This window comes from Halosimplex marinum (assembly GCF_051414075.1).
GTDB classification, from domain to species: domain Archaea; phylum Halobacteriota; class Halobacteria; order Halobacteriales; family Haloarculaceae; genus Halosimplex; species Halosimplex marinum.
The window spans coordinates 98,042-121,017 of the sequence record NZ_JBLKNY010000003.1 but is presented as its reverse complement, the minus strand read 5'-3'; the positions used below and the strand labels follow the sequence as shown (position 1 = coordinate 121,017).

Here is a 22,976-nt window from a genome sequence, read left to right as displayed (position 1 = left end):
TTTGTGACTGTCACAACTCGGATGCGACTGTGATCGGGGCGCTACTGAGTGATCCGGACGAGTTCTTCGCGCGCCAGTCTTCGGATCCGAGTTTCGCGGCGCCGGTGGCGGTCGTGCTCGTCGCGGGGGTGGCGATCAACCTGAACACGGTACTGGTGTTGCCGGCGTTCGCGGAGGCGCTCTCGGGCCGGAGCGAGACGATCGCGCGCGTCGTGACGCTCATCGGTGCGGCGGGTGGGTCACTGGGGATCTTCGGGCTGTGGTTCATCTACGCGGGGTCGTTCCACACGATCTCGGTCTACTTCGACGGCGAGGGTCGCTTCCGGACGCTCTTCTTGCTCACCGGCTGGGGGTTCCTCCCGCTGGTCCTCCAGGGAGCGTTCGGCGCCGCGATGCTCCAGTACACGCTCCAGCACGTGACGGTCCCGCAGGACCCGGCGCAGCTCGAACCGTTCGTCCAGGGGCTCCGGAGCCGGCCGCCGCTGTTCGTCGCCTCCCTGACGCGACTGGTCGTGCTCGCCTGGCAGGCGCTGTTGTGGGCCTCTGCGGTCAGTCACAGCCGCGACCTGAGTCACCGCGAGGGGCTGGCCACCGTCGGCGCGCCGGTGGCGGTGACGTTCGCCGTCGACTTCCACGGACTGGTCACGACGGTCGCACTCTGAACCGCCCGCTCAGAAGCCGAACGCCCGGCGGTACTGGGGCGGCCCCGAGACCTCGTCGGTCGCGTCGAGCGCGTCGGCGGCACGGAGGCCGAAGTAGGGGTCCCGGAGGAACTGCCGGCCGACGATGGCCAGGTCGGCGCGGCCGTTGGCGACGACCGCCCCCGCCTGCTCCGGGGTAGTGATCCCGCCGACCGTCCCGACCGCGATGTCGCTTTCGGACTCCTCGCGAACCGTCTCGGCCAGGGGGAGCTGGTAGTTCGGGCCCCCGTACTCTGGCCAGGAGCCGGGCGCGATCCCGCCGCTGGACACGTCGACCAGGTCGGCCCCGATCCCCGCCAGTCGGTCCGCGAGCCGGGCGGACTGCTCGGCGGTCCACGACTCGCGGTCGTCGAACCAGTCGGTCCCGGAGACCCGGACGAAGACCGGTTTGCCGTCGGGCCACACCCCACGGACGGCCTCGGTGACCTCCCGGGTGAGGCGGGTTCGGCCCTCGAAGTCGCCGCCGTAGTCGCCCTCGCGGTGGTTGGTCACCGGCGAGAGGAACTCGTGGAGCAGGTAGCCGTGGGCCGCGTGGACCTCGGCGACCTCGAAGCCGGCGTCGCGGGCCCGCTCGGCCGCGCTGCGGAACGAGTCGATCACCTGTTCGATGTCGCCCTGATCCATCTCGCGGGTCGGCGGCGCGTCGACCGGGTCGCCGTCGTCGTCCTCGTAGGGCCACGGGTTCCCGCTCGGGCCGATGACCTCCCAGCCGCCGTCGTCGGGGTAGAGGGGGCGGCTCCCCTCCCACGGCCGGCTCTTCGAGGCCTTGCGGCCGGCGTGGGCCAGCTGGATGCCCGGGACGGCGCCCTGCTCCTTGACAAAGCGGGTCGTCCGCGCCAGCGCGTCGGCCTGGTCGTCGTTCCAGATCCCCAGGTCCTCGGGGGTGATCCGGCCGCGCTTCTCGACGGCGGTCGCCTCGGCCATGACGAGGCCGGCGCCGCCCACCGCGCGCGAGCCGAGGTGGACGTGGTGCCACTCGGTCGCGCGCCCGTCGCGGGCCTCACAGGAGTACTGGCACATCGGCGAGACCATCAGTCGGTTGGGGATCGTCGTCGCCCGGAGTTCGAGCGGGTCGAACAGATCGGTCATCGGCGTGTCTAGCCGCCGGACCCCCAAGTATCGCCCGCCCGCCGCGGGGCTTTCCGGTTTCTCGGTCGAGCGCAAAACCGGGATTCGGGGGCACCTGCCGTGGGGCGAGCCCGTCGCGGCCGCCCGCCGTCAGGTCGTCGAGGGCGATCCGAGGTGCCAGCCGGGATCGCGGCCCGTCCGCTCGATGCGGTCGGACCGACAGGCCGGGCAGAAGTCCGGCCTCGCGTCCGCGCTCCGGGGGACGTAGACCGCGCCGCCGCACTCCACGCACGCGTCGTCGGCGACCGTCACGCAGTCGCCACAGACGTTGAAGTCGTCGACCGTCAGCTCCCGCAGGGGTTCGAGTTGTTTGTCCAGGGTGTACTCGTCGATGACCGCCTGACAGTTCTGACACGGTTTCATTGCGATACGCTCACACACTTGGGACTCAGTCACATAGTTCTGCCGCCGTCGCGGTATTTCACCGGTGTCCATCGCGCGGACCGCTCCGACCGCGGGGACCGGCGGTCGGAAGCCCTTTCACCGCGGGCCGCGCAGGAGGCGTATGACGTACGATACCGTCGTGTTCGACAACGACGGTGTCCTCGTGGGCCGAACGCGGTTCGACGTCCTCCGGGAGGCGACCGGGGAGACGTTCGCGCAGTTCGGTGTGTCCGACCCGGACACCGACCACGTCGAGGACATGACGATCGGAGCGACCCCCGAACGGGTGAACACAGTCTGCGATACCTACGGCTTCGAGCCCGAGGAGTTCTGGCGCACCCGGGACAGCACGGTCTCGGGCGCACAGCAGGACGAGGCCCGCGCCGGGCGGAAGACGCCCTACGGGGACATCCACACGCTGGCGGACCTGGACGTAGCGACCGGGATCGTCAGTTCGAACCAGCAGGAGACGGTGGACTTCCTCCTCGACCACTTCGACCTCGGCGGCCACTTCGACACCGCTTACGGCCGCGAGGCGACCGTCGAGAGCCTCACGCTGCGGAAACCGAACCCCCACTACATCGAGCGGGCGCTGGCGGACCTGGACGCCGACTCGGCGCTGTACGTCGGGGACAACGAGTCGGACATCGAGGCGGCACACAACGCCGGCATCGACTCGGCGTTCATCCGCCGCCCCCACCGCACCGACTGGGACCTCAACGTCTGGCCCACGTGGGACATCGACTCGCTCGACCGCCTCCACGACATCTGCGGCTGACTCGCGACGGAACGGCCGACCGGCGTCCCGGGGCCATCGCCGCGGGGCCTCCACCGTGAGGTCTCCGCCGCGCTCGGAGTGACTACTTCACCCACCGCGGCCGCGTCGGCACGTCGAAACGGTCGGTGACCGCGAGCCCCAGCCCGAACAGGGCCGCCAGCGCGACCGGGAGCCAGTTGCCGAACGCGGCGTTGACGCCGCCCCAGAGGATCACGAAGCTCACCATGTCGTCGAGTATGAACGGACAGTCGTCCAGCCGCGCGAGCAGCGCCTCCCGGTCCAGTCCCCAGTCGAAGGCGGCGACGGCGACGGTCGCCGAGAGCACCCAGCCGGCGTAGTTGCTCCAGGGGACGCCGTAGAAGGGCCCGCCGCCGTCGTAGGTCCAGAAGCCCAGTGCCACGGCGCCCGGGTCGAGCACCAGGTCGATCCCCACCACGGTTGCGACGACGACCGGAAGCCGGACCCAGGGACTGCGGGCCAACTCGCCCAGCAGGAGCAGGCAGAGCAGGTAGCTGTTCAGGACGAGGGGGAAGAAGAAGACGGGCAAGGCGAGCGGGATGCCGCCGAGCATCGGCCCGAGGGCGACGCCGTACTCGAAGGCGCCGTAGGGCCAGCCGGTCGTGACGCCGACGAACTCGATCCCGTAGGCGTAGGCCGCGAGCGCGAGCAGCGCCGCGGTCGCCCGCCGGTCGACCAGCGGCGCGACGCCGGCCACGAGCGGCAGGCGCATCACGACGACGCCCACCAGCACGAGCCAGGGGTTGAACGCGAGCGCGTCGGGGAGCCACGCCAGGCGGGTCGCGAGCGCGGACGGGAGCGCCCCGACCGCGGGCGCGAACCACCCGAGCGCGCTGGCCAGCAGGAGAACCGCGCCGGTGACGGGGAAGACGACGGCGATGGTGAACCGGTTCCGGCGGACCAGGCGATCCAGGCGCGCCTCGACGCGGTCGCGGTCGAGCGCGCCGCTCGCGGGCAGTCCCGCCCGCTCGACCCAGTCAGGCGCCATAGAGCATCACCCAGAGGCCGCCCATCGTCAGGGCCGTCCCGACGGCGGTGTTGAGAAGCGGGAACCACCAGTAGGCGCGGTCGACCGACACGTCCGACAGCGCGACCGCGGCGGTGAAGACCGGGTAGACGGCGAGCAGGCCGCCCCAGTAGGGGTGGACCCGCCAGAAGACCGCCGCGGCGGCCGCCCAGACGACCGCGCAGTAGCCGTAGGTGGCCCCCTCGCCGAGGAGCGTCGCGGTCGTCTCGATGCCCGCGGCGCGGTCCGGTTCGATGTCCGGGATGGCCGAGAAGGTGTGCATCGCCATCGTCCACAGCCACGCGCCCGCGACGGCGGCGGTCGGCGGGAATCGCCCGGCGACGGTCGCGTAGGCGACCACGCCCGGCAGGACGTACAGCCCGTTCGACAGCGAGTCGAGGAGCGGCGTGGTCTTGAACCGGAACGGCGGGGCGCTGTACTGCACCGACAGGGCGAGAAAGGCCAGCATCGCGAAGACCGCCTCCGTCGGCAGGACCGGGACGAGGGCGATCCCGAGGACGCCGCTGGCGAGGACTGCGGTGACGACGGCGCGACTCCCGCGGTAGCGGACCTCCTTGTCATCCTTCTTGGGGTTCTCCTCGTCGATGTCGGCGTCGAACACGTCGTTGACGCCGTAGAGGAAGACGTTCGCGGGAAGGAGGAAGTACGCGGCCAGCGCGACCGTCAGCGGCGTGAACAGCTCCGCGGTCGACCGCGCGGCGAAGACGGTCCCGACCATCGCCGGGCCCGCGAGGTACAGCCAGAACCGCGGCCGCGAGAGCCGCAGGAGGTACCCGACGGTGGTGTCGGGGGGCGCGAGCGCGCCGAGGCGTGCGGTCAGCGAGGCCATCGCGTCGTCGGACATACTACTCGGAGGGGCTTAGTTGGCGTCGTCGACCAGCGCCTGCGCGGTGTGCTGGCCGCTGATCAGACACATCGGCACGCCGATCCCGGGGGTCGTGAACGACCCCGTGAAGTAGAGCCCGTCGACCGCCGTCGAGCGGTTCGGCGGCCGCAACAGCGCGGTCTGGCGGAGCGTGTGGGCCAGCCCGAGCGCCGTCCCCTCCGTCGCGTTGTAGCGGTCGACGAACTCGGAGACGCAGAACTCCTCCTCGAAGACGATGCGGTCCCGGAGGTCGGTGTCGGCGTGTTCGGCCACGTCGTCGAGGATCTGCTCCCGGAAGCGCTCGCGCTGGGCGGGCGTGTCGTCGAGGCCGGGCGCGATGGGCACGAGGACGAACAGGTTGCTGTGGCCCTCCGGCGCGACGGTGTCGTCGGTCTTCGAGGGGACACAGAGGTAGTAGGCGGGCTCGTCCGGCCAGGCCGGCTCGTCGAAGATCTTCTCGAAGTGGGGGTCCCAGTCGTCCGGGAGGACGAGCGTGTGGTGGGCCAGTTCGGGCACGTCGCCCTCGACGCCCAGATAGAGGAGGTACGCCGAGGGGGCGTAGGTGCGGTCGTCCCAGTAGTCGGCGTCGTACTGGCGCTCGTGCTCGGGGAGCAGTTCCTGCTCGGCGTGGGCGTAGTCGGCGTTGACGACCACGCGGTCCGGCCGCCGTTCGGCCCCCGTCTCGTCCGCCACGAGGAATCCCCGCTTGCGGCGAGTGATCTCCGTGACCTCGACGCCCGTCTCGAAGTCGACGCCGAGTTCCCGGGCGAGGTCGACGAACGCGTCGACCACGATGCCGATGCCGCCGGGATGGTCCCCGTTCTCGTCGGCCTCGTTCGCGACGGGGTAGTACACGCCCATGTTGAAGTCGACGTGGCTCATCATGTTGTACAGCGCGGGCGTGTTGCGGGGCGAGCCGCCGAGAAACACCAGCGTGTACTGCATGATCTGCTGGAGCTTGGGGTCCTCGAAGTAGTTCTCCACGTGGCTCTGCATCGAGCGCATGAGCTTGATCCCGATGGGCGCCGCGCGCATCACGTCGAGGTCCACCCAGTCCCGGAGCGACGAGCGGTCCTCGTAGACGAACTTCTCCATCGCCGTCTCGTAGTGGCGCTTGCTGGTCGCCAGGTACTCGTCGAACGCCTCGCCGGCGCCGGGTTCGATGGACTCGAACAGCTCCCGATTTTTCGCCCGGTCGGCGGCGATGTCGACCCGCTCGCCGTCGCCTGCAGTTGGCCCCTCGCCCTTGAAGAAGATCCGGTAGTGCGGGTCGAGCCGTTCGAGGTCGTAGTAGTCGCCGGGGGTCTTCCCGAAGTGGCCGAAGAAGCGCTCGAACACGTCGGGCATGAGGTACCACGAGGGCCCCATGTCGAAGCGGAAGCCGTCCGCTTCGAGGCGGCTGGCGCGCCCGCCGAGCTGGTCGTTTTTCTCCACGAGCGTCACGTCGGCGCCGGCGTCCGCGAGATAGGCCGCCGCCGAGAGGCCGCCGACGCCGCCGCCGACGACCGTCACCGACTCGCCGTCCGCGCGTCCCGAGAGCCCTGCCATTACCCGCCTATCGGCGCCCGCCACTGAAAAAGGGGGTGCCCAACCCGTTGCGGTCCCCGACCGGCCCCGAGCGACAGCCTTATTAACAACAGTGTCCGTGTTGCTAAACGATGGGTATTAACGAAACACTGGATGTTAATAACGCGGCCGGGCGGCTCTCGCTGGTGGGGGGCGCGGGCGTCGCGGTCCTGATCGGGCTGTCGGTCGTGGCGGCCCTGGCCGAGACGTGGAAGGTGCTGGTCGTCGGGTGGGTCGCGTTCGCGGCGATGGCGGCGGGGACGTACCTCGGCACGCGGGCGACCGAGACCGACCCCCAGCGGCTCGTCTGGGGCTACGGGCTCGCCAGCGGCGCGATGGTGACCAGCGCCGCGATGTTTCTGGTCCCCCAGGCCATCGGCATCGGCGGGTCGGCCGGCGCCCCCCAGATCGGCGGGGCCGGCATCGCCGCGGGGATCGTCGTCGGCTACAGCGGCCACGTCGTCGGCCACCGGCTCTCGCACTACGACTGGCCGATGGACGTGACGACCGCCCAGATCACCGCCCACGCGCTCTCGGCCGGCCTGATCATCGGCCTCGTCTACGGCTCGATGCCGACGCTCGGCCTGCTGCTCGGGCTCGCCATCGTCTCGCACAAGGGCCCCGCGGGCTACGCCGCCGCCCGCCGGATGCAGCGGGCGGGCAAGCCGGTCTCGGCGCTCCTCCTTCCCGCCGCCGGGGTCGGCATCACCGCCATCCCGACGGCCGCGCTCCCCGTCCCCGAGGTCCCGGTCCTCAACGCCGTCGTCTTCGGCTTCGCCGCGGGCATCTTCCTCCACGTCGCCATGGACTTCCTCCCTCACTGCGACGCCGGCTCGGAGATCGACGAAGTGTGTTCGCTCAGCGAGGAGTCCCACGAACTGCTGGATCGGTTACGGTTCCACGCCGTGGGGAGCACGGTCGTCGGCGCGGCGGCCGTCGTGGTCGCCTGGGTCGCGCTCTGGGCCTGAGAAATCATCATTGGGACCTTATCGTCTGACTTCCGGTCGGAAAGTGTCATGGTATCATTCGTTTGGAACTGGACGGTAGCGATGTAAGGGCTGTTCGCATAGGTCAGATTATGCTCCCTGGATGGATTCGCAGTCTGGAACTGAGTCAGTGTCGATCAGCACTGAACGATCACGAGTTTAGCCCCGAAACACTGGAACAATCGGCGGACGAAGGCGCGGTGATTCACTGGGTCTGGCCCGCAGACGAGGAGTTTGACACGGACAGTACCCCGTTCGAAGACGGCCGCTGGTACCACCACGAGACGACTGTCGCCTCCAAGCCCGTCGAAGAGACGTTCGGAACCTCCGTCTTTCACTCGAAAAAGGCCGGTATCCCGAGAGAGTTAGTCAAGGACCGGATCGACCAAACTGCCACCATGGACGCCGAGACGGTACGCGAACGGTGGCGACAGACCAACAGATACGATATCCGTTCAGAACTCGACCTTGAACCGCCGCGGAGTCCGATCGCCGCCGACGGTGGGGATGTCTCGTGGCCACCGGAACCAATCCAATATCTCATCAACGAAGGCTACATAGAGCGACACGAGTGGCCAATGGCCTTCTCGCCCGAGTTGTTGGGGGCTCTCCGCGATGTCTCTCTCGACACGATCCGGTACGTGATCGAACAGCGGGACTGTGCTGACAACCATGGTCTTAAGATCTGGAAGATGCCGGAGTGTCTTGCCGTCGAGCAACTGTTGCGACTCGTTCGCCCCGACCTCGCTATCGGCTCGGGACACGACGACTACAGTGGTCCCCTGTTCACCTACTCGAAAGAGCGCAACTGGAAGCTTGAAACGACCGGCTATCGACCCTCGTCCCCGATCAATCTCGTCTGGAAAAGTTCATCGACTACTAAAACGGCTCGACAGGTCGCCAACCACTTCATCTCAGACGGCTGGATCCGGGTCTTTCAGCTTTTGTCGCAAAACCGTGTGGTGATCAACGTGCGTGACTCGGCTGGTGATTCTGACCATAGTGCCACCACCGAACCGACAAAGGGCGTCGATATCTGGATCCCGACGAAGCAACACCACGTCCGATTGTTCGAGACAAAAGGGACCGACTTCGAACATCGCGTCGTCGGGCAGGCGCACTGCGACCCGTTTGACCACGGCGTGATCGTCGGTGACGGACCACATTGGATGTTCAACGACGTTCGGGATATCGTCCTTGATCAGTGGACCCAAAAGGAGTTCAACCGAAGCTTCGTCGACGCCGGTAACGGCTGTTTCGAGGGCTGTGACGGGAAACAGGGTCGTATCATCGGCATGAACGCGACGTGAGTGGCAGCCTCAAAGAGGTCACACTTTTCGGAACACTCGCTGCTGGACTCTTCCACTCCGCTGTGACCGTTTTCATCATACGCTACTTCGACTACGACTTCGATACGGAGTCTCTGACGCGGGGATCGCAGGTGTGGATCGCCCTCGGGAGCTTCTTCCTCGGGTCCGTACCGATGTATCTGTATCTCACCTACGGAACGATCAGCCCGATACTTGTCGTCACCTCCTGTTGGTTCCTCGTCGTTCGAACGGAAATTCGGCGTGGGCCCGGAGAGCCATTCGGTACGCTGTATCTCGGCCTCTGGCCGATCGTGGTGGCCCTCTCGATAGGAGCGTTCTGGTTGGAATACATTCTGATATCCTGAAAATCCGTTGTTCTGTCCAGACCCTGGGTGTTCCCGACCGCAATGAGTAACGTGGATTGACACCTCTGTTCGCATTCGCTGCCGGCTGTCGACTCAATGCCTTCCCACTGCCCGTTTAGGTCGACATGATCCGAAACCGCTAGCCTCGGTCGTCAGCGGGCGTTTGAGTCGCAGTTTGACTCGGTATTGCCGGTCTCAACGCGGCATAACGCTCTCCGGAGTCGCTGGAGGATATCACTCTCGCCGCACTATTCGCCCTTACCTTCGACCGCCACCAGACCTTTACTGTCGCCGCCGCAAGCGCGCCGTATGGCCTCCCCGCCGGTGCACCGACCGAAGGACCCGGACTACGACCGCCGGGTCGGCTGGGGGCTCGCCCTCGTGAGCTTCGGATCGCTGGTACCGATCCTCTACGCGCGGGCCGCCGGTCTGTCCGTTCTCTGGGCGCCGTCGATCTACTGCGCGGCCGCGGACTGCCCGACGCTCGTCCAGTGGAGCGCCTATGTCCTCTCGGTCCCCGTCTCGCTCGGTGTAACCCTGCTCTGGTGGTCCGGCAGGGCCCGCTCGCGCGCGCTCGTCGGCGCCCACCTCTGTGCGATGGGCGCGCTCGCCGGGTGGGCGTTCGTCGTCCCGGTCACACTCTGGGCCTGGCCCCCGCTGGTCGCCGGCGGCTTCCTCGTCGCGAGCGGCACCGGCGGACTGTTCGAACGGGGGTCCCGCGACCGCGAGGGCCTGCCGAGTCGCCTGGCGACGTTCGGCGGCGTCTCGGTGTTCGCGGGGTTCGCGGCTACCGCCCTGCTGGGGTACTGGTCGCTCGTTACGCTCCCGCTTTTCGCCGTCGCGCTCGGCGCGTACCTGTTGCTCGTCCGCGCGCCGCTGGGCTGGCTCCGGGCCCACGCCGTCTGGTTCCTCGCCGCGGCCCTGCTCGCGGTCCCGCCGTGGACCTACGTCCGCCCGGAGTTCATCGGCGCGACCGACGTGGTCCCGCCGCCGGACGACCTCCCGCCGCAACCGCCCGACGGGAGCCCGGTCTTCCTGGCCGACGAGGTGATCACCGCGTTCGTCCTCGTGGGCGTCGCGGCAATGGCCCTGGCCGCCGGTGCGGAACTGGTCTGGCGTCTCGCCGGCGAGGGTCCCGGAGGGCCCGCCGCCGCGGCCGACGCCGCGGAGTGACCGCCGGTGCGGTCACTCTCGGTCGGTGCCACTCACCCGCTCGCTCGCGGCCGCCACCGAGCTCCGCGTCGAGCCGATTCTCAGACGGTCTCGACGTCGGTGAACTCGAAGCGCGCGCCGCCGCCCTCGCTCTCCCGGACCGCCACGTCCCAGCCGTGGGACTCGGCGATGCCCGCGACGATGTTCAACCCGAGGCCGGTGCCGCCGTCGGCGTTCGAGTAGCCGGCCTCGAACACCCGCTCGCGCTCGCCCTCGGGGATCCCGGGGCCGTCGTCGGCGACGTAGAACCCGCCCTCGCAGTCGCCGACCGTGACGGTCACGTCGCCGCCGCCGTGATCGACCGCATTCCTGACGCAGTTTTCGAGCAACTGCTGGAGCCGACCGGGGTCGGCCCGGACCGTCGACGCGGCGTCGACGACGAGCGTCGCCTCGCCGGTCTCGACGTGGTCCCAGCACTCCCGCGCCGCGGCGGCGAGGTCGACGGGCTCGGGGTCGGTCGCCCCCTCCCCCTCCCGGGCGAGCGCCAGCAGGTCCTCGATCAGGGTCTCCATCCGCTCGTGGGCCCGATCGATAGCCGCGACGTGCTCGTCGTCGCTGTCGTCGGCGATCAGTTCGAGCCGCCCCTTCGCGACGGTGAGCGGGTTGCGCAGGTCGTGGCTGACGATGCCGGCCAGCCGTTCGAGCCGCTCGTTCTGCCGTTCGAGCGCCTCCCGCTCGGCCCGGAGTTCCCGCTCCGAGCGGATGCCGTCCAGCGCCGTCGTCGCGTGGACCGCGAGCGTCCCCGCCAGCGTGACGTCCACCTGGTCGAACGCCTCGGGCTCGCTCGACCCGGCCAGGAGGACGCCGTGGTCGCCCAGCGGGAGGATCAGCTCGCTCCGGATCGGCGTGTCTTCAGCGAACCGGCCGGGGACCGTCGACACGTCGTCGTACACCCGGCGCTCGCCCGCCTCGAAAACCTCCCACGCGAGCCCCTCGTCGCGCGGGATCGAGGGGACCTCGCCCAGCAGTTGCTCGCCCTCGTCGGTCCAGGCGACCGGGACCAGCGCCTCGGCGTCCTCGTCGTAGCGGTGGACCGCGCTGTTGGGCAGTCCGACCACGTCGCGGACCGCCCTGACCAGCGTCTCCGCCACGCCCTCGAAGGTCGTCGCCTCCATGAGCCCGCGGACGGTGGTGTGGATCCCCTCGATGGCGTCCTCGTGGCCCCCGCGGTCGGTCTTGTCGAAGACGCTGCAGACGAGCCGCTCGCCCTCGGTCTTGGTGAGCGTGTGGTCCTCGACGAAGGTCGTGCCGTCGGCCCGGAGCCCGGTCGTCTCCCCGCGCCAGAACCCCGTCCCCTCGACGGCGGGCATCACGTCCGCCCTGACCGTCTCCAGCGCCCCGTCCGGGTACGTGATCTCGAACGACTCGCCGACCATCTCCTCGGGATCGTAGCCGTAGAGGTCGGCGTACTCATCGTTGACGTAGCTGAAGGTCCCGTCCTCCTCGATGATGGCGATCCCCTCCCGCGCGGCGTCGATCGCCTCCAAGCGCCGCCGCCGCTCGCGCTCGGCGAGGGCGGACTCGACGGCCGCCTCGATCCGGGCGGCCAGCTCCGTCGGACCGTCGGCGTCGACGCCCTTCCGGACGTACTCGGTAACGCCCGCGGAGACGGCCTCGCTCGCGACCGCCTCGCTCCCCTCGCCGGTGAACAGGACGAACGGGAGATCGGGGTGGTCGGCCCTGACGGCGTCGAGGAAGGCGACGCCGTCGCGACCCGCCAGGTCGTACTCGGAGACGACGCAGTCGAATCCGCCGTCGGCCAGGCGCTCCAGCCCCGCCTCGGCGTCCGCCACCGCCTCGACGGCGAGCGACTCGTCCGCCGCCTCGACCGCGGCGTCGAGACCGGCGTACTCGGGGTCGTCGTCGACGTGGAGGACCCGGATCGGGTCCGGTGACGACCGACTCATCAGCGATCCAACGCACAGGCCGAATAAAACGGTTTGGGGGTGAGTATCAGCTAGAAGAACGATCGCGCCGAGTACGGCGGTGGCCGGGCTCCGGTTCGGCCGGACCGACTCACTCCCGCTCGCGCTCGGGTTCGCGCTCGCGCTCGGCCGACAGGTCGACGCCCGCCCCGGCGGAGTCGGTCAGGCCGGCGCCCTCCGGTACTTCGACCCCCTCCGTCTCCAGCAGGCGCTCGAGGCGGCGCTCGAACTCGACGTCGTCGATCTCGCCGGTCGCGTAGCGCTCCCGGAGCCGCTGGAGGGCGTCGTCCGCCTCGTCCCGGTCGCCGCGAGCCCCGCCGACCGTCCGGTCCCGGTCCCCTCGCTCGCCGAGGTACTCGCGCAGGTCGACGTGGTCCGAGAGGATCCCCAGCACCGGCACGAGGAAGAACCACCCGACGATGGCGACGACGGCGGCCGCGTCCCCGCCGATAAAGATGGCCGCCAGCGCCGCCAGCGGGAGCGTCGCGACCGCGACGATCCCGACGAGCGCCTCCATCGGGTCCTCGGTCGCGTCGTCCGTCCCGTCGCTCATGGCCGACGCTACCGGCCCGGGCGTCATAATTCTCGGGGACGACCGCGTCCGGTCGGCCGCCGCCTCGGGCGGCCCCGAGCGCGCATCCCGTCGGCGCCGACAGCGATAAGCTCGCAGCCGGCGTAGAGGGTCTATGCCAATCAGTATCGACCAGTTCGAGAAGACGCCCGAGCAGAGACTTCGCCCGCCCGCGGCCGGCTCGGAGAACGCCGACCGCGTGCTCGCCTTCCTCACCGAGCGCCGCGCGGAGGCGTTCACGCCCGCCGAGATCTGCGAGGGCACCGGCGTCCCCCGCGGGAGCGTCGGGGTCTCCCTCGCGCGGCTCGAAGACCGGGGCCTCGTCCGCCACCGCGGGGCCTACTGGACCGTCAGCCCCGAGGCGACCGCGCGGTGATGGACTGGCCGGTCGCTATCTCCGGTCGTCCGGCGCTCAGTTGTACTCCCGCCAGCGGTGGCCACACTCCTTGCACTTGAAGAATCGCGTCGGCGGCTCGTCGGCGGAGCCGGTCTGCTTGATCGTGTACCAGGCGACGCCGTGGCCGCAGTCCTCGCAGGTGACGCTCTTGTCCGTCGGTTTCCCCTCGAAGTTGGCTCCCTCTTCGGTCTCGACGACCTCCTCTCCGGACTGCTCGGCCATGCTGACGAACTGCTCGGCCAGTTCGTCGTCGCGGCCCGCCGTGGCGCCGCAGCTCTTGCAGATCATCTCGCCGCCCTCGGAGTGCATCATCGATCCGCAGTCGTCGCAGAACTGCATGGTACCACGCCCGTTGGCCGCCCGGCCGTAAGTATACCCCGCTCTCGTGGTGGTCCGTCCGGGCGACCGGCAGGCGGTCCCGCCTGTCCTCTCCCGGCCCCGCTCAGGCGTCCTCTTCGAGTTCGCGCCGCTCCTCGACGACCGGGCAGTTGCTCACCCGGACCCTGTCGATGTCGACGAACTCCAGGATGTCCGTGCCCTCGTGAGTGCAGGTCACGTCGGGCGGCGACGAGAAGTGCTCGCAGCCCTCGCAGTAGCCGTGTTTCGATACCGTGACCACGTCGTCCTCGTCGCCGTCCGGCGGGTCGACCTCGCCCTCCCCGCCGGTCGATGGGTCCGCGTCGGGCTCGGCGGTGAGCCGGTCCCACACCTCGTCGGGGTCGATCCCCTCGACGCCCGACCGCTCGAAGGCGCTCGACGCCGACTCGAAGGGGTCGCCCTCCGAGACCTCCACGTCCGCGAGCGGGTCCTCGCCCCGCCCGCCGAACGAGTCGTCCCCGGCCCCGCTGTCGCGCGGTTCGCCGACGCCTCCGCTATCGGTCCGCTCGCTCCCGCCGTCCCGGTCGTCCACGTACTCGAACGGGTCCGGGTCGGCACCGGTCGCCGGCCCCTGGGCTGCGGACTCCTCGTCGTCCGAGGGGTCGTCCGAGGGGTCGTCGCCCCCGGTCCCGCCGCTCCGGTCGTCGTCCGGGCCCTCGCCCAGCGAGTCGAAGGGGTCGCCCTCGCGGTCGCGGTACTCGTCGAACGAATCGAAGGGGTCGCCGCGGTCGGCCCCGTCCCGGCCGTCGCCGGTGTCGTCGGAGTCGTCGCTCACGGTATCAGCTCCCGTCGGCGGCGTCGGGGACGTTCGGACGGTTGTCGTCCTCGTCGCCGGCCTCCAGCTTGCGCGCGACGGTCAGCTTCGGCTTGCCGAACAGCCCGCCCGGCAGCGCCACGTCGCTGACGGTCGCGTCGCAGTGGGGACACTTCGGCTCGTGCAACAGCGCGATGTCGACGGCCTGCGAGCAGTTCCCGCAGACCGCCCGGTCCACGTCGAGCTCCGCGGCGCTGGCCTTGAGGCGGTCGATGGCGTCGGTGCCGCTCGACCGCGCCTGCTCGGCCTCGCGGAGGTCGCTGACGACCCACGCGACCGTCCGCAGTCGCTCCTCGACCTCGTCGAGGCGGCCGGTCGCTTCCTCGATCTCGCTCACGCGGTCGTCGAGGTCGTCGACCCGCCGCTCGGCCGCGGCGGCGTCGTCGGCCGCCTCGTCGACCCGCGATTCGAGGGCCGACAGCGACGACTCCAGGTCGTCGACGGCCGTCGAGAGCGTCGCGAGCTCGCCGAACTCCGGGTGGGCGTGGTCGGCCTCGGCCTTGCCGTCGGCCTCGCGTTTCACCTGGACCACCCGCTCGCGCACGTCCTGTATCTTGTCGGTGAACTCGGACTCGACGCGGTCGATCTCCGCCGACAGCCCCTCCTCGACGGCGTCGATGTCCTCGCTCCCGTCGTCGACGCGCTCGGCGACGGCGTCGGCGATGTCCGGGAGTCGCTCGGCGATCACGTCCCGCACTTCCCCCTCCACGTCCCGGCCGCCGAGGGCGGCGGCCACGTCCCCGTCGTCGAACTCCTCGGCGGCGCGGTAGGACGCGAGCAACTGGACGACGACGGCCTCGCGGTCGACGCCCAGGTCGGCGGCCTTGCGGTCCAGCCAGGCCTCTACGTCCGGGGGGAGCGACACGGACACGCCGGCGTCGTCCGACGACTCGCTCGCCATTAGTTCCCCTTGACGCGAGTAGGCAGTTAAGGGTTTGCCACCGGTTCTCGAAAATCGAACTCGGGGGGTGCGGCGAAACCGCTCCAATGGGCGTCTCTTGGTCGTTTTCAGATCCGGATCCCGCTATCGGATCTTGCGCACGTCGCTGATGTCGAAGCCGCCGTCGCCGATCTCGGTCTCGAACTGGACGATGTTCTCGTCGTCGATCCCCGAGAGGACGCCGCGGAACTGCTTGACGACGAGCGTCCGCGCGCGAGTGGAGCCGCCGCTGGCCCACTCGAACTCCAGGGTCCCGTCGACGCTGTCGACGAGCTGGCCGTACTCCGTGTCCGAGACCGTCTCCCGGCCGACGTGGGCGAGGATGACGCCGTCCCACTCGTTGGCGCCCTTCTGGAGGCCCTTGATGAGGAAGACCACGTCCGACCAGTTCACGTTCTCGTTGCGGCCGGCGGTGCTGATGAGGTCCGACAGCGAGTCGATGACCACGAGGTTCCCCGGCGCGTGCTCGACGAGCAACTCCCCGAGTACGCCGAGGATGTCGTCGCGCTCCTGGCGCGCCCGGAGGTCGCGGATGTCGGCGGTCTCCTCGGCGTACCAGTCCCGCGGGACCGGGCTCTGGTGGAAGTACTGCTCGGAGAGGTCGTGATACCGGACCGCCTCCATGCCGGCGTCGACGATGTCGTCGTCGATGGTCATCCCGACCTCCTCGGCGAAGCGCCGTTCGTCGGCGGTGAACGAGACGAAGTGGACCTCCTCCGGCGTGGCGGCGCCGGCCGCCACGTCGCCGTAGTAGAGGTCGTGTAACTCCCCGTCGACCTCGGCGAGGGCGTTCATCAGCGTGCTCGTCTGGAGGAACTCCCGCGACCCCGCGCCGCCCTCGCCCGCCACGAGGACGACGCTCCCCGTCGGCGCGCCCCCGCCGAGCGTCGTGTCGAGCTGGCGGACCCCGAAGGGTATCCGGTCCATGCGCCCACTGTTCGACCCCGGCCGTTTACCTGTTGCGCCGCGGTTCTCGCTCGCTGAAACTGTGGTCGGCCGCTCTTGCGGGTCAGTCCGCCCCGCCGGTCGTCCGCCCCGCCGGTCAGTCCGCCTCGACGGTCGCACCCTCGTTGCGCGGCCGCGAGACGACGACGCGGCCCCCCTCGGCCGCGTCGGCCAGCGCCGCCCGCGCCGCGTCGGCCACCTCGGCCGCGTACTCGGCGTCGGTCAGCGCGTAGACGGTGGGGCCCCACGAGGACTGGCCGGCGCCGGCGACCGCGGGGTGCTCGGAGAGCGCGTCGATGATCGCCCCCGCCGGCGGGCGGTAGACGCCGCCCTGCTCGTCGGCGTACCAGGCGCCGTTGAGCCGGCCGAGGCGCGCGACGCACCTCCCGAAGGCGGCCCGGTCGCCCGTCGCGGCCGCCGGGAGCAGCCCCTGGGTGACCAGCAGGGCGATCTCCTCGGCGATGCCCGGGTCGGCCCGCTCGACGACCGAGCGCATGCTCTCGTCCTCCTCGTCGCCGCTGCGGCCGGGCCCGGCGTCGGGGACCGCGAGGACGAACCGCCAGGACTCGGGGAGGTCACGGCGGGCGACGACCGGCGGGACCGTCCACTCGCCCTCGGCGGGCGGCGCGGTCGTGAACCGCTCGGTCGGGTGACCGCCGTCGACGACGAACCCGCCCGACTCGAAGGTGGCGACGCCGATGCCGCTGCGGCCGCCGCGGCCCAGCGCCGGCGCGCGCTCGCGGGGGTCGACCTCGATGTCGTAGGCACCGGCGACGGCGACGAGCGCGGCCAGCGCGAGCTGGGTCCCGCTCCCGAGACCGGCGTGGCGCGGCGGGCGCTCGGCCACGCGGACGGTCGCCCCCGGCACGTCGAGGTGGTCGACGACCCGCTCGACGTACGGCCGCGCCGCCTCGTCGTCGCAGTCGACGGCGTCGCCCCGCTCGGCGCGCAGGTCGAGCCGCGGCTCGGCGAGCGCGACGCCGACGCCGCCGTAGAGGCGTTCGTGTGCCAGCGAGAGGTTCTGAAAGCCGGCGTGGAGGCGGCTGCCGACCGTGACCCGGGTCATACCCCCACCGTCGCCGCCCCGGTCCTACGGCCTTTCGACACCGGCCGGCGTCGCCGGAGTCCGCGACGCGCTCGCCCCGCCGACCCCGCTGGCGGGCCGGAGCGTCCGACCCCTCGACCGTCGGTTCGGCGGGCCGACCGAATCGTCCGAACCGGGCCGCTGGCGTCGATAAGCCGCCATTTACAATCGGTGTCGGACGGCGTATCCCCGGGCATGAGTGAGCAACGACCGCCCGGCGACCGCCGGGACGAGTCCGCTCGCGACCGGGAGGGGGAGCGGACGGGCTCGGCGCCGTCGACTGGAGACGACGCCGGTCCGTCGGTCCCGGAGACGGGTGACGGATCGCGACCCACCGACGGTCGGTTCCCGTCCGTGACTGGCGGCGGGGACCGCGACCCCGAGGCCGACGACGGGACGGACGGCCGCGACGCCGGCCTGCTGGCGGCCGCCGCCGACGCGACGACCGTCGAACCGTGGAGACCCGCGTCGCCGACCGGGCGCGAGACCGCGGCCGTCCGCCGTCACCTCCGCCGCGACGAGTCGCTGCAGGCCGTCGACGGCGCGCGACTGCTCGGCGACCGCGGCGGGGACGCCGCGGTCGGCCTCAGCGACGACCGGCTGCTCGCGGTCACCGACGACGGCCTGGTCAGCGTCGGCCTCGACCGGCTGACGGCGGTCCGCAGCTCCGTCGACGCGACGCTGGGCGTGCGCGGCCGCGACGCCCGCCTCCTCGGCGCTCTCGGCTACCTCTGTTCGGTCGTCGCCTTCCTCGGCGTCCTCGGGACGGCCGCCGACCCGCTGACGCCGACGCTCGCGCTGGCGACCGCCGGCGGTGCCATCGCTGCCGACCACGTCCACCGCGAGGGCGTCGCCCCGAACGGCCGGACGCTGACCGACCGGCTCCGCAGGTTCGACCCGCTCGCTACGCTCGCCGACGCGCTCGGCGGGATCGAGCGGCGCCTCCGCGGTCGCGCGGGCGCCGACCCGCTCGGCCGCTGGGGGACGGGTGCGCTCGCGGTCGGCCCGTTCGCGGCACTGGTCGCGCTCGAAGGGACCATCCTTCCGCCGCTGTTCGCGCTGGCGACGGTCGGCGGGTTCGCCCTGGTCGTCCACGCCGTCCGCAACGGCGACGAGTTCGACGGGCTGGAGGTGGTCCGGCGGCGCCGCCGGACGGTCACCGCGACGTTCGACGACGGCACCGTCCTCGCCATGCGGACGCGTCCCGACTCGCCGCTGGACCGCGAACTCGCGGCCCGCGTCGGGGGTCGGTCCGGTCGACCGGCGCGGTCGAGGCGGGACCGCGACGACTGACCGACGGGCGGGAGCGACGCGGGGCGGCGAGGGCGACCGGCCGGCGCGTGTCGCCGCGGATCGAATCCGCTACGCCAGCGGCAGGAGCTCCTTCGGCGGGCTCCCGGGCAGTTCGTCGCGGTCGTGGTCGGCGTCGAACTCCAGGTCCGGCCCGCGGGCGATCAGCCGCTTGGGGTTCACGTCCGGGTGGGTCGTGTAGTAGTGCTCCTTGATGTGGTCCATGTTCACCGTCTCGGCCACTCCGGGCGTCTGGTAGAGGTCACGCAGGTACGGCCACAGGTTCTCGTACTCGTGGATCGCCTTGACGTTGCACTTGAAGTGGGTGTGGTACACCTGGTCGAACCTGACCAGCGTCGTGAACATGCAGATGTCCGCCTCGGTCAGGCGGTCGCCGGCGAGGTAGCGCTGGTCGGCCAGCACCTCGTCCCAGTGGTCCAGCGCCGAGAACAGGTCGTCGATGGCCCGGTCGTAGGCCTCCTGGGAACTCGCGAAGCCCGCCCGGTAGACGCCGTTGTTGATCGGCTCGTAGATGTCGTCGATGATCCGGTCGACCTCATCGCGGTAGCCCTCGGGATAGAGGTCCACGTCGCGCTCGGCCATGTCGTCGAACTCGGTGTCGATCATCCGCAGGACCTCCTCGGACTCGTTGTTGACGATGGTCTCCTCCTGTTTGTCCCAGAGTACCGGAACGGTCACCCGGCAGGTCGCGTCGGGGTCTGCCTTCTGGTAGACCTCTCGGAGGTAGTCGCTCCCGTTGACGGTGTCGGGCGTGCAGCCCTCCTTCTCGGGGGTGAACTGCCAGCCGTCGTCGTCGCGGTAGGGGTCGACCACGTCGACCGAGATGGCGTCTTCGAGCCCCTTCAGCGACCGGATCAGCAGGGTGCGGTGGGCCCACGGGCAGGCGTAGGAGACGTAGAGGTGGTACCGGCCGGCCTCGGGCTGGAACCGCGCGTCGGGGTCGTCCTCGACCCGGTCGCGGAACGTCGTCTCCCCGCGCTCGAACTCCCCGTCGTCGTTCGTGTACTCCTCGGCGTCCGTCCGCCACTCGCCGTCGACGAGTTTGTTCATGGCTGGTCGTCCGTTGGGCCGCGACACTCAAAAGGGCACCAGTGACACGCGAGTAACCGGACGCGCGTCCACCGCGGTCGCCGGGTGCCACGCGTTCGCAGGGGCCCGCCCGGGTTCGAAGGCTTTATCCACGCGCTCGGACTCGTTTACGGCAAGACTATGGCCGAAAAACCTGCCTCGATGTACCGGGACATCGACAAGCCCGCGTACACCCGACGGGAGTACATCACGGGTATTCCCGGCTCGAAGATCGCACAGCACCAGATGGGCGACAAGAACTCCGACCCCGAGGACTACCCGGTCCAGATCAGCCTCGTGGTCGAAGAGTCGGTCCAGCTCCGTCACGGCTCGATGGAGGCCTCCCGGCTGTCGGCCAACCGCCACCTGATCAAGGAGCTCGGCGAGGGCAACTACAAGATGGTCCTCCGGAAGTTCCCCCACCAGGTCATCCGGGAGAACAAACAGGCGACCGGCGCCGGCGCGGACCGCGTCTCCGACGGGATGCGCCAGTCGTTCGGCAAGATCGTCGGCACCGCCGCGCGCATCCAGTCCGGCGAGCGCCTCTTCACGGCCTACTGCGACGTCGACCAAGCCGAGGAAGTCAAGGAGGCCTACCGCCGCGCCTACAACAAGATCACCCCGCCCTGCCGCATCAAGGTCGAGCGCGGCGAAGAACTGCTGATCGCCTGATACGGATTATTGCAAGACATTCCGGGATCGACCGCACGCAGTCGTGCGGTCGACCCGGTAAACGCTTGCAATAATCCGTATGAGCCGGCCTTCCTCTCGGTCTCTCCCCGTCGACCACTGACGAGTCTCCGCGCGCTCGTCCCGGTCGTCGACTCCATGCGTGGACGTTTTCGGCTCCGATTTCTCTACCAGTGATATGAACTGCGGTGGCGCGCGCTGTCGCGCGCTTTCATGCGCGCGACGAAGCCGCGCGAGGGATGAGCACCGCACGCCGCAGGCGCGCGGAGCGCAATCGGCTGGGGAGGTTCGTGGTCGTCTGCGGCGCTGTGCAGAGCGGTCGCCGTGCGGTCGCTGTCCCTGGCGGACTGAAAGGGCGAGGCGCGCTCGCGTGCAGTTCAGTCGCCTGAGCGACCCCTATCCGCGCGGGCGGTGCGGAGAGCGCGGATATGTCGCTCAGCGACCGCGAGCGCGTCGAGGGCTTTCATCGCTTGCTGTCTCCTGCGGTCGATCCGGTTCAGGGCGAGCGCGTCGAGGGCTTTCATCGACCGTCGTTACCGGCAGTGGAGACGACGGCTTGCCAGCAGGTCGAGGGCTCTCACCACCCCTATCGACCACAGCCACGGTACGAGCGAGCGGAGGTGCTAAGTGGGGCTGATCCAAACGGGCGGGTATGCTCCGGCTGGCGGTCGCCACCAACGCCGAAACGTACGAGCGGATGCGGGGGCCGCTCGCCGACCGCGACATCGCGGTCGACCACGTCCGCTCGCGCGAGCGGACGGTCCACCTGACCGACCCGCCCTGGGGCGAGTTCGACGCCGGCTTCGTCTTCCCGCCGCGCCTGATGGAGGGCGGCGTCGCCGACGCCGCGCTCGCCGTCCCCTGGGTCAACGACCGCGAGTGCATCCTCCGCTCGCGGAACAAGGCGGGGGTTATCGCCCGCCTGGCCGCCGCCGACGTGCCGGTCCCGGAGACGGTCATGGTCTCGAACCCCGCGGACGAGTCCGAGGTCATCGAGGCCGTCGAACCGCTCGACTCGCCGGTCGTCGTCAAGCCCAACTCCACGACCCGCGGCGTCGGTGTCGCGAAGGCGGGCGACCTGGACTCGCTTCTGGGCGTCGTCGACTACCTCGATCTGGTCCACGACTTTCGAGCCACTGGCGACAAGTCCTTCCTCGTCCAGGAGTTCCTCCCCGACGCGACCGACTACCGCGTGATGGTGCTGGACGGCGAGTACGTCGGCGCCGTCGAGCGCCGGCTCCCCGACGACGCCCTCGCGGCCGGCCAGTGGAAGCACAACGTCCACCGCGGCGCCGAGGCCAGCCGCGTCGATCTGGACCCCGAACTCCGCGATCTGGCCGAGCGGACCGCCGACGCGCTGGACATCCCCTTTCTCGGCGTCGACCTGCTCGTGACCGACGACCGCGCGGTCGTCAACGAGACCAACGCCCGCCCGACCATCGACGACGCCGAGAAGTACGCCGACGGCTTCTGGGACGATCTGGCCGACCTGGTCCGCCGGACGGCACGGCGGTGAGACTCGCGCGGCCGTCCGGTCCCATCAGCTCCCGTCAGCCCTGGATCTCCTCCGCGATCCGCTCCAGTTCCGCGAACTCCTCGTCGGCGTAGGCGATGACGCGGGCGTCCGAGAGCGTGTCGGGATCGTACCCATCCACGGCCTCGCAGACGATCCGGGCGCCCTCGGCGAACTCGAAGCCGGCGGCGCCGGTCCCGAGCACGGGGACGACGACCGACTCGCAGTCGAGGTCGTCGGCGCTGGCGAGCGCGTTGCGCGTCGCGTCGCGGATCGACTCCGCGGTCGCCCGGCCGTCGCCGTAGTGGGGCATCGCGGCGGCGTGGATCACGTGGTCGGCGTCGAGCTCGTAGGCGTCGGTGACCGCCGCGGCCCCGAGGTCAACCGGGCCCTTGTCCATCGCCTCCTCGTTGATCGGGCCTCCGGCAGCCCGACGGAGCGCGCCTGCGACGCCGCTACCCATCCGCAGGCTCGTCCCCGCCGCGTTGACCAAGGCGTCGGCCGACTGGGCGGCGATGTCGCCCTGGACGGTGTCGAACTCCATACCCGAGGGTCCGGGCGCGAGTGGCTAAAAGGCGTTCCCGGGCCGCGGGGCGTACGAACCCGGTAGGCTAAAGGGCGGGCGTCCGGAACCGCTAGACGCGAGGGCCCGTATCTCAGTCCGGTTAGAGAGAGCGGCTCATAACCGCTTCGTCCCTGGTTCAAATCCGGGCGGGCCCACTCGACTTCTCGGCGTTCTGCGACCGCTACCGTATCGTCTGTTGAAACGAGAGCGACGCGCGGATGAAGATCCGCTTCGGTGAACTCGACCCGGACGCGGACCCCTCGCCGTCGTTCCTGGCGAAGCGCGCCTTTTCGATGTGGACCGACGCGAAACAGGATGCCGAGCGGTTCCGCTCTGCCGTGGTGAAGTGGACCCGGCCGGACGGGGAGAACTGCCGGGTGGACGCCTGGCGGCTACTGGCGTAGCCGCTACCCTCCCGCGGGCCGGGAACGTCCC

At 70.3% G+C, this 22,976-nt stretch carries 26 protein-coding genes and 1 tRNA gene; 12 read left to right on the top strand and 15 right to left on the bottom strand.

Features of this window, described 5'->3' with window-relative positions; all coding sequences use genetic code 11:
* Positions 1-29: 29 nt before the first annotated feature.
* Positions 30-662 carry a YIP1 family protein gene (locus tag ACMGFI_RS01570; RefSeq protein ID WP_436906845.1) on the top strand — a complete coding sequence of 211 codons (633 nt, stop codon included), beginning with the start codon at positions 30-32 and terminating at the stop codon, positions 660-662.
* Positions 663-671: 9 nt separating this feature from the next.
* Here ACMGFI_RS01570 and ACMGFI_RS01565 read toward each other — a convergent pair whose 3' ends face one another.
* On the bottom strand, positions 672-1,790 hold the full coding sequence (locus ACMGFI_RS01565) for an NADH:flavin oxidoreductase/NADH oxidase (protein ID WP_436906844.1): 1,119 nt from the start codon (positions 1,788-1,790) through the stop codon (positions 672-674).
* 129 nt (positions 1,791-1,919) lie between these two features.
* On the bottom strand, positions 1,920-2,192 hold the full coding sequence (locus ACMGFI_RS01560) for a DUF7571 family protein (protein ID WP_436906843.1): 273 nt from the start codon (positions 2,190-2,192) through the stop codon (positions 1,920-1,922).
* 142 nt (positions 2,193-2,334) lie between these two features.
* Between ACMGFI_RS01560 and ACMGFI_RS01555 the strand changes: the two genes are divergently transcribed.
* Complete coding sequence (locus ACMGFI_RS01555) at positions 2,335-2,991, top strand: HAD family hydrolase (protein ID WP_436906842.1); 657 nt, start codon at positions 2,335-2,337, stop codon at positions 2,989-2,991.
* A gap of 82 nt (positions 2,992-3,073) precedes the next feature.
* Here the strand turns inward: ACMGFI_RS01555 and cruF are convergent, their stop codons facing one another.
* The 3 genes from cruF to crtID are packed head-to-tail and all read right to left on the bottom strand — an operon-like array spanning position 3,074 to position 6,449.
* Positions 3,074-3,997 (bottom strand): bisanhydrobacterioruberin hydratase, encoded by a 924-nt coding sequence (gene cruF, locus ACMGFI_RS01550; protein WP_436906840.1) that lies wholly within the window; start codon positions 3,995-3,997, stop codon positions 3,074-3,076.
* The gene (locus ACMGFI_RS01545) at positions 3,987-4,865 is read right to left on the bottom strand and encodes a prenyltransferase (RefSeq protein ID WP_436908823.1); all 879 of its coding nucleotides are present in this window, start codon (positions 4,863-4,865) and stop codon (positions 3,987-3,989) included. Before ACMGFI_RS01545 ends, cruF begins: the two co-directional genes overlap by 11 nt.
* 30 nt (positions 4,866-4,895) lie before the next feature.
* The gene (crtID, locus tag ACMGFI_RS01540) at positions 4,896-6,449 is read right to left on the bottom strand and encodes a bifunctional phytoene desaturase/3,4-desaturase (RefSeq protein ID WP_436906839.1); all 1,554 of its coding nucleotides are present in this window, start codon (positions 6,447-6,449) and stop codon (positions 4,896-4,898) included.
* A 110-nt stretch (positions 6,450-6,559) separates the two neighbouring features.
* Between crtID and ACMGFI_RS01535 the strand changes: the two genes are divergently transcribed.
* From ACMGFI_RS01535 to ACMGFI_RS01520, 4 genes are all read left to right on the top strand, one after another.
* Positions 6,560-7,435, top strand: a complete 876-nt coding sequence (locus tag ACMGFI_RS01535; RefSeq protein WP_436906838.1) for a ZIP family metal transporter — start codon at positions 6,560-6,562, stop codon at positions 7,433-7,435.
* A 218-nt stretch (positions 7,436-7,653) separates the two neighbouring features.
* Positions 7,654-8,763 carry a hypothetical protein gene (locus tag ACMGFI_RS01530; protein WP_436906837.1) on the top strand — a complete coding sequence of 370 codons (1,110 nt, stop codon included), beginning with the start codon at positions 7,654-7,656 and terminating at the stop codon, positions 8,761-8,763.
* The gene (locus ACMGFI_RS01525) at positions 8,760-9,128 is read left to right on the top strand and encodes a hypothetical protein (RefSeq protein WP_436906836.1); all 369 of its coding nucleotides are present in this window, start codon (positions 8,760-8,762) and stop codon (positions 9,126-9,128) included. Before ACMGFI_RS01530 ends, ACMGFI_RS01525 begins: the two co-directional genes overlap by 4 nt.
* A 309-nt stretch (positions 9,129-9,437) precedes the next feature.
* On the top strand, positions 9,438-10,301 hold the full coding sequence (locus ACMGFI_RS01520) for a hypothetical protein (RefSeq protein WP_436906835.1): 864 nt from the start codon (positions 9,438-9,440) through the stop codon (positions 10,299-10,301).
* Between the two features lie 80 nt (positions 10,302-10,381).
* Here ACMGFI_RS01520 and ACMGFI_RS01515 read toward each other — a convergent pair whose 3' ends face one another.
* Together ACMGFI_RS01515 and ACMGFI_RS01510 are read right to left on the bottom strand one after the other, a co-directional pair.
* Positions 10,382-12,247 (bottom strand): receiver/sensor box histidine kinase, encoded by a 1,866-nt coding sequence (locus tag ACMGFI_RS01515; protein ID WP_436906834.1) that lies wholly within the window; start codon positions 12,245-12,247, stop codon positions 10,382-10,384.
* A 109-nt stretch (positions 12,248-12,356) separates the two neighbouring features.
* On the bottom strand, positions 12,357-12,818 hold the full coding sequence (locus ACMGFI_RS01510; RefSeq protein ID WP_436906833.1) for an SHOCT domain-containing protein: 462 nt from the start codon (positions 12,816-12,818) through the stop codon (positions 12,357-12,359).
* 133 nt (positions 12,819-12,951) lie between these two features.
* Between ACMGFI_RS01510 and ACMGFI_RS01505 the strand changes: the two genes are divergently transcribed.
* Entirely contained in the window at positions 12,952-13,212 is a 261-nt protein-coding gene (locus ACMGFI_RS01505) for a MarR family transcriptional regulator (protein ID WP_436906832.1), read from the top strand.
* Between the two features lie 36 nt (positions 13,213-13,248).
* Here ACMGFI_RS01505 and ACMGFI_RS01500 read toward each other — a convergent pair whose 3' ends face one another.
* From ACMGFI_RS01500 to ACMGFI_RS01480, 5 genes are all read right to left on the bottom strand, one after another.
* Complete coding sequence (locus ACMGFI_RS01500; protein WP_436906831.1) at positions 13,249-13,572, bottom strand: transcription factor S; 324 nt, start codon at positions 13,570-13,572, stop codon at positions 13,249-13,251.
* A gap of 103 nt (positions 13,573-13,675) precedes the next feature.
* Positions 13,676-14,386: a DUF8135 domain-containing protein gene (locus ACMGFI_RS01495; RefSeq protein ID WP_436906830.1), complete on the bottom strand. Its 711-nt coding sequence runs from the start codon at positions 14,384-14,386 to the stop codon at positions 13,676-13,678.
* Positions 14,387-14,390: 4 nt separating this feature from the next.
* On the bottom strand, positions 14,391-15,326 hold the full coding sequence (locus tag ACMGFI_RS01490; protein ID WP_436906829.1) for a hypothetical protein: 936 nt from the start codon (positions 15,324-15,326) through the stop codon (positions 14,391-14,393).
* Positions 15,327-15,449: 123 nt separating this feature from the next.
* On the bottom strand, positions 15,450-16,292 hold the full coding sequence (locus ACMGFI_RS01485) for an RAD55 family ATPase (protein WP_436906828.1): 843 nt from the start codon (positions 16,290-16,292) through the stop codon (positions 15,450-15,452).
* Between the two features lie 115 nt (positions 16,293-16,407).
* Entirely contained in the window at positions 16,408-17,376 is a 969-nt protein-coding gene (locus ACMGFI_RS01480) for a beta-ribofuranosylaminobenzene 5'-phosphate synthase family protein (protein WP_436906827.1), read from the bottom strand.
* Between the two features lie 213 nt (positions 17,377-17,589).
* Here ACMGFI_RS01480 and ACMGFI_RS01475 point away from each other — a divergent pair, with 213 nt between their 5' ends.
* Positions 17,590-18,687, top strand: a complete 1,098-nt coding sequence (locus ACMGFI_RS01475; RefSeq protein WP_436906826.1) for a hypothetical protein — start codon at positions 17,590-17,592, stop codon at positions 18,685-18,687.
* A gap of 69 nt (positions 18,688-18,756) precedes the next feature.
* Here the strand turns inward: ACMGFI_RS01475 and ACMGFI_RS01470 are convergent, their stop codons facing one another.
* Positions 18,757-19,755 (bottom strand): glutathione S-transferase family protein, encoded by a 999-nt coding sequence (locus tag ACMGFI_RS01470; RefSeq protein ID WP_436906824.1) that lies wholly within the window; start codon positions 19,753-19,755, stop codon positions 18,757-18,759.
* A gap of 159 nt (positions 19,756-19,914) precedes the next feature.
* Between ACMGFI_RS01470 and ACMGFI_RS01465 the strand changes: the two genes are divergently transcribed.
* Entirely contained in the window at positions 19,915-20,445 is a 531-nt protein-coding gene (locus ACMGFI_RS01465) for a 50S ribosomal protein L16 (protein ID WP_436906823.1), read from the top strand.
* A gap of 395 nt (positions 20,446-20,840) precedes the next feature.
* On the opposite strand, the gene ACMGFI_RS01460 is transcribed toward ACMGFI_RS01465, so the two are convergent.
* A complete protein-coding gene (locus tag ACMGFI_RS01460) occupies positions 20,841-20,987 on the bottom strand; it encodes a hypothetical protein (RefSeq protein ID WP_436906822.1) in 147 nt (48 codons plus the stop codon).
* A gap of 128 nt (positions 20,988-21,115) precedes the next feature.
* On the opposite strand from ACMGFI_RS01460, the gene ACMGFI_RS01455 reads away from it, so the two are divergent.
* Positions 21,116-21,979, top strand: coding sequence for an ATP-grasp domain-containing protein (locus tag ACMGFI_RS01455; protein WP_436906821.1), 864 nt, complete (start codon positions 21,116-21,118; stop codon positions 21,977-21,979).
* A gap of 34 nt (positions 21,980-22,013) precedes the next feature.
* Here ACMGFI_RS01455 and ACMGFI_RS01450 read toward each other — a convergent pair whose 3' ends face one another.
* A complete protein-coding gene (locus ACMGFI_RS01450; RefSeq protein ID WP_436906820.1) occupies positions 22,014-22,520 on the bottom strand; it encodes a macro domain-containing protein in 507 nt (168 codons plus the stop codon).
* Positions 22,521-22,621: 101 nt separating this feature from the next.
* Between ACMGFI_RS01450 and ACMGFI_RS01445 the strand changes: the two genes are divergently transcribed.
* Positions 22,622-22,696 (top strand) — tRNA-Ile (locus tag ACMGFI_RS01445).
* A gap of 63 nt (positions 22,697-22,759) precedes the next feature.
* Complete coding sequence (locus ACMGFI_RS01440) at positions 22,760-22,945, top strand: hypothetical protein (RefSeq protein WP_436906819.1); 186 nt, start codon at positions 22,760-22,762, stop codon at positions 22,943-22,945.
* Positions 22,946-22,976: the final 31 nt, after the last annotated feature.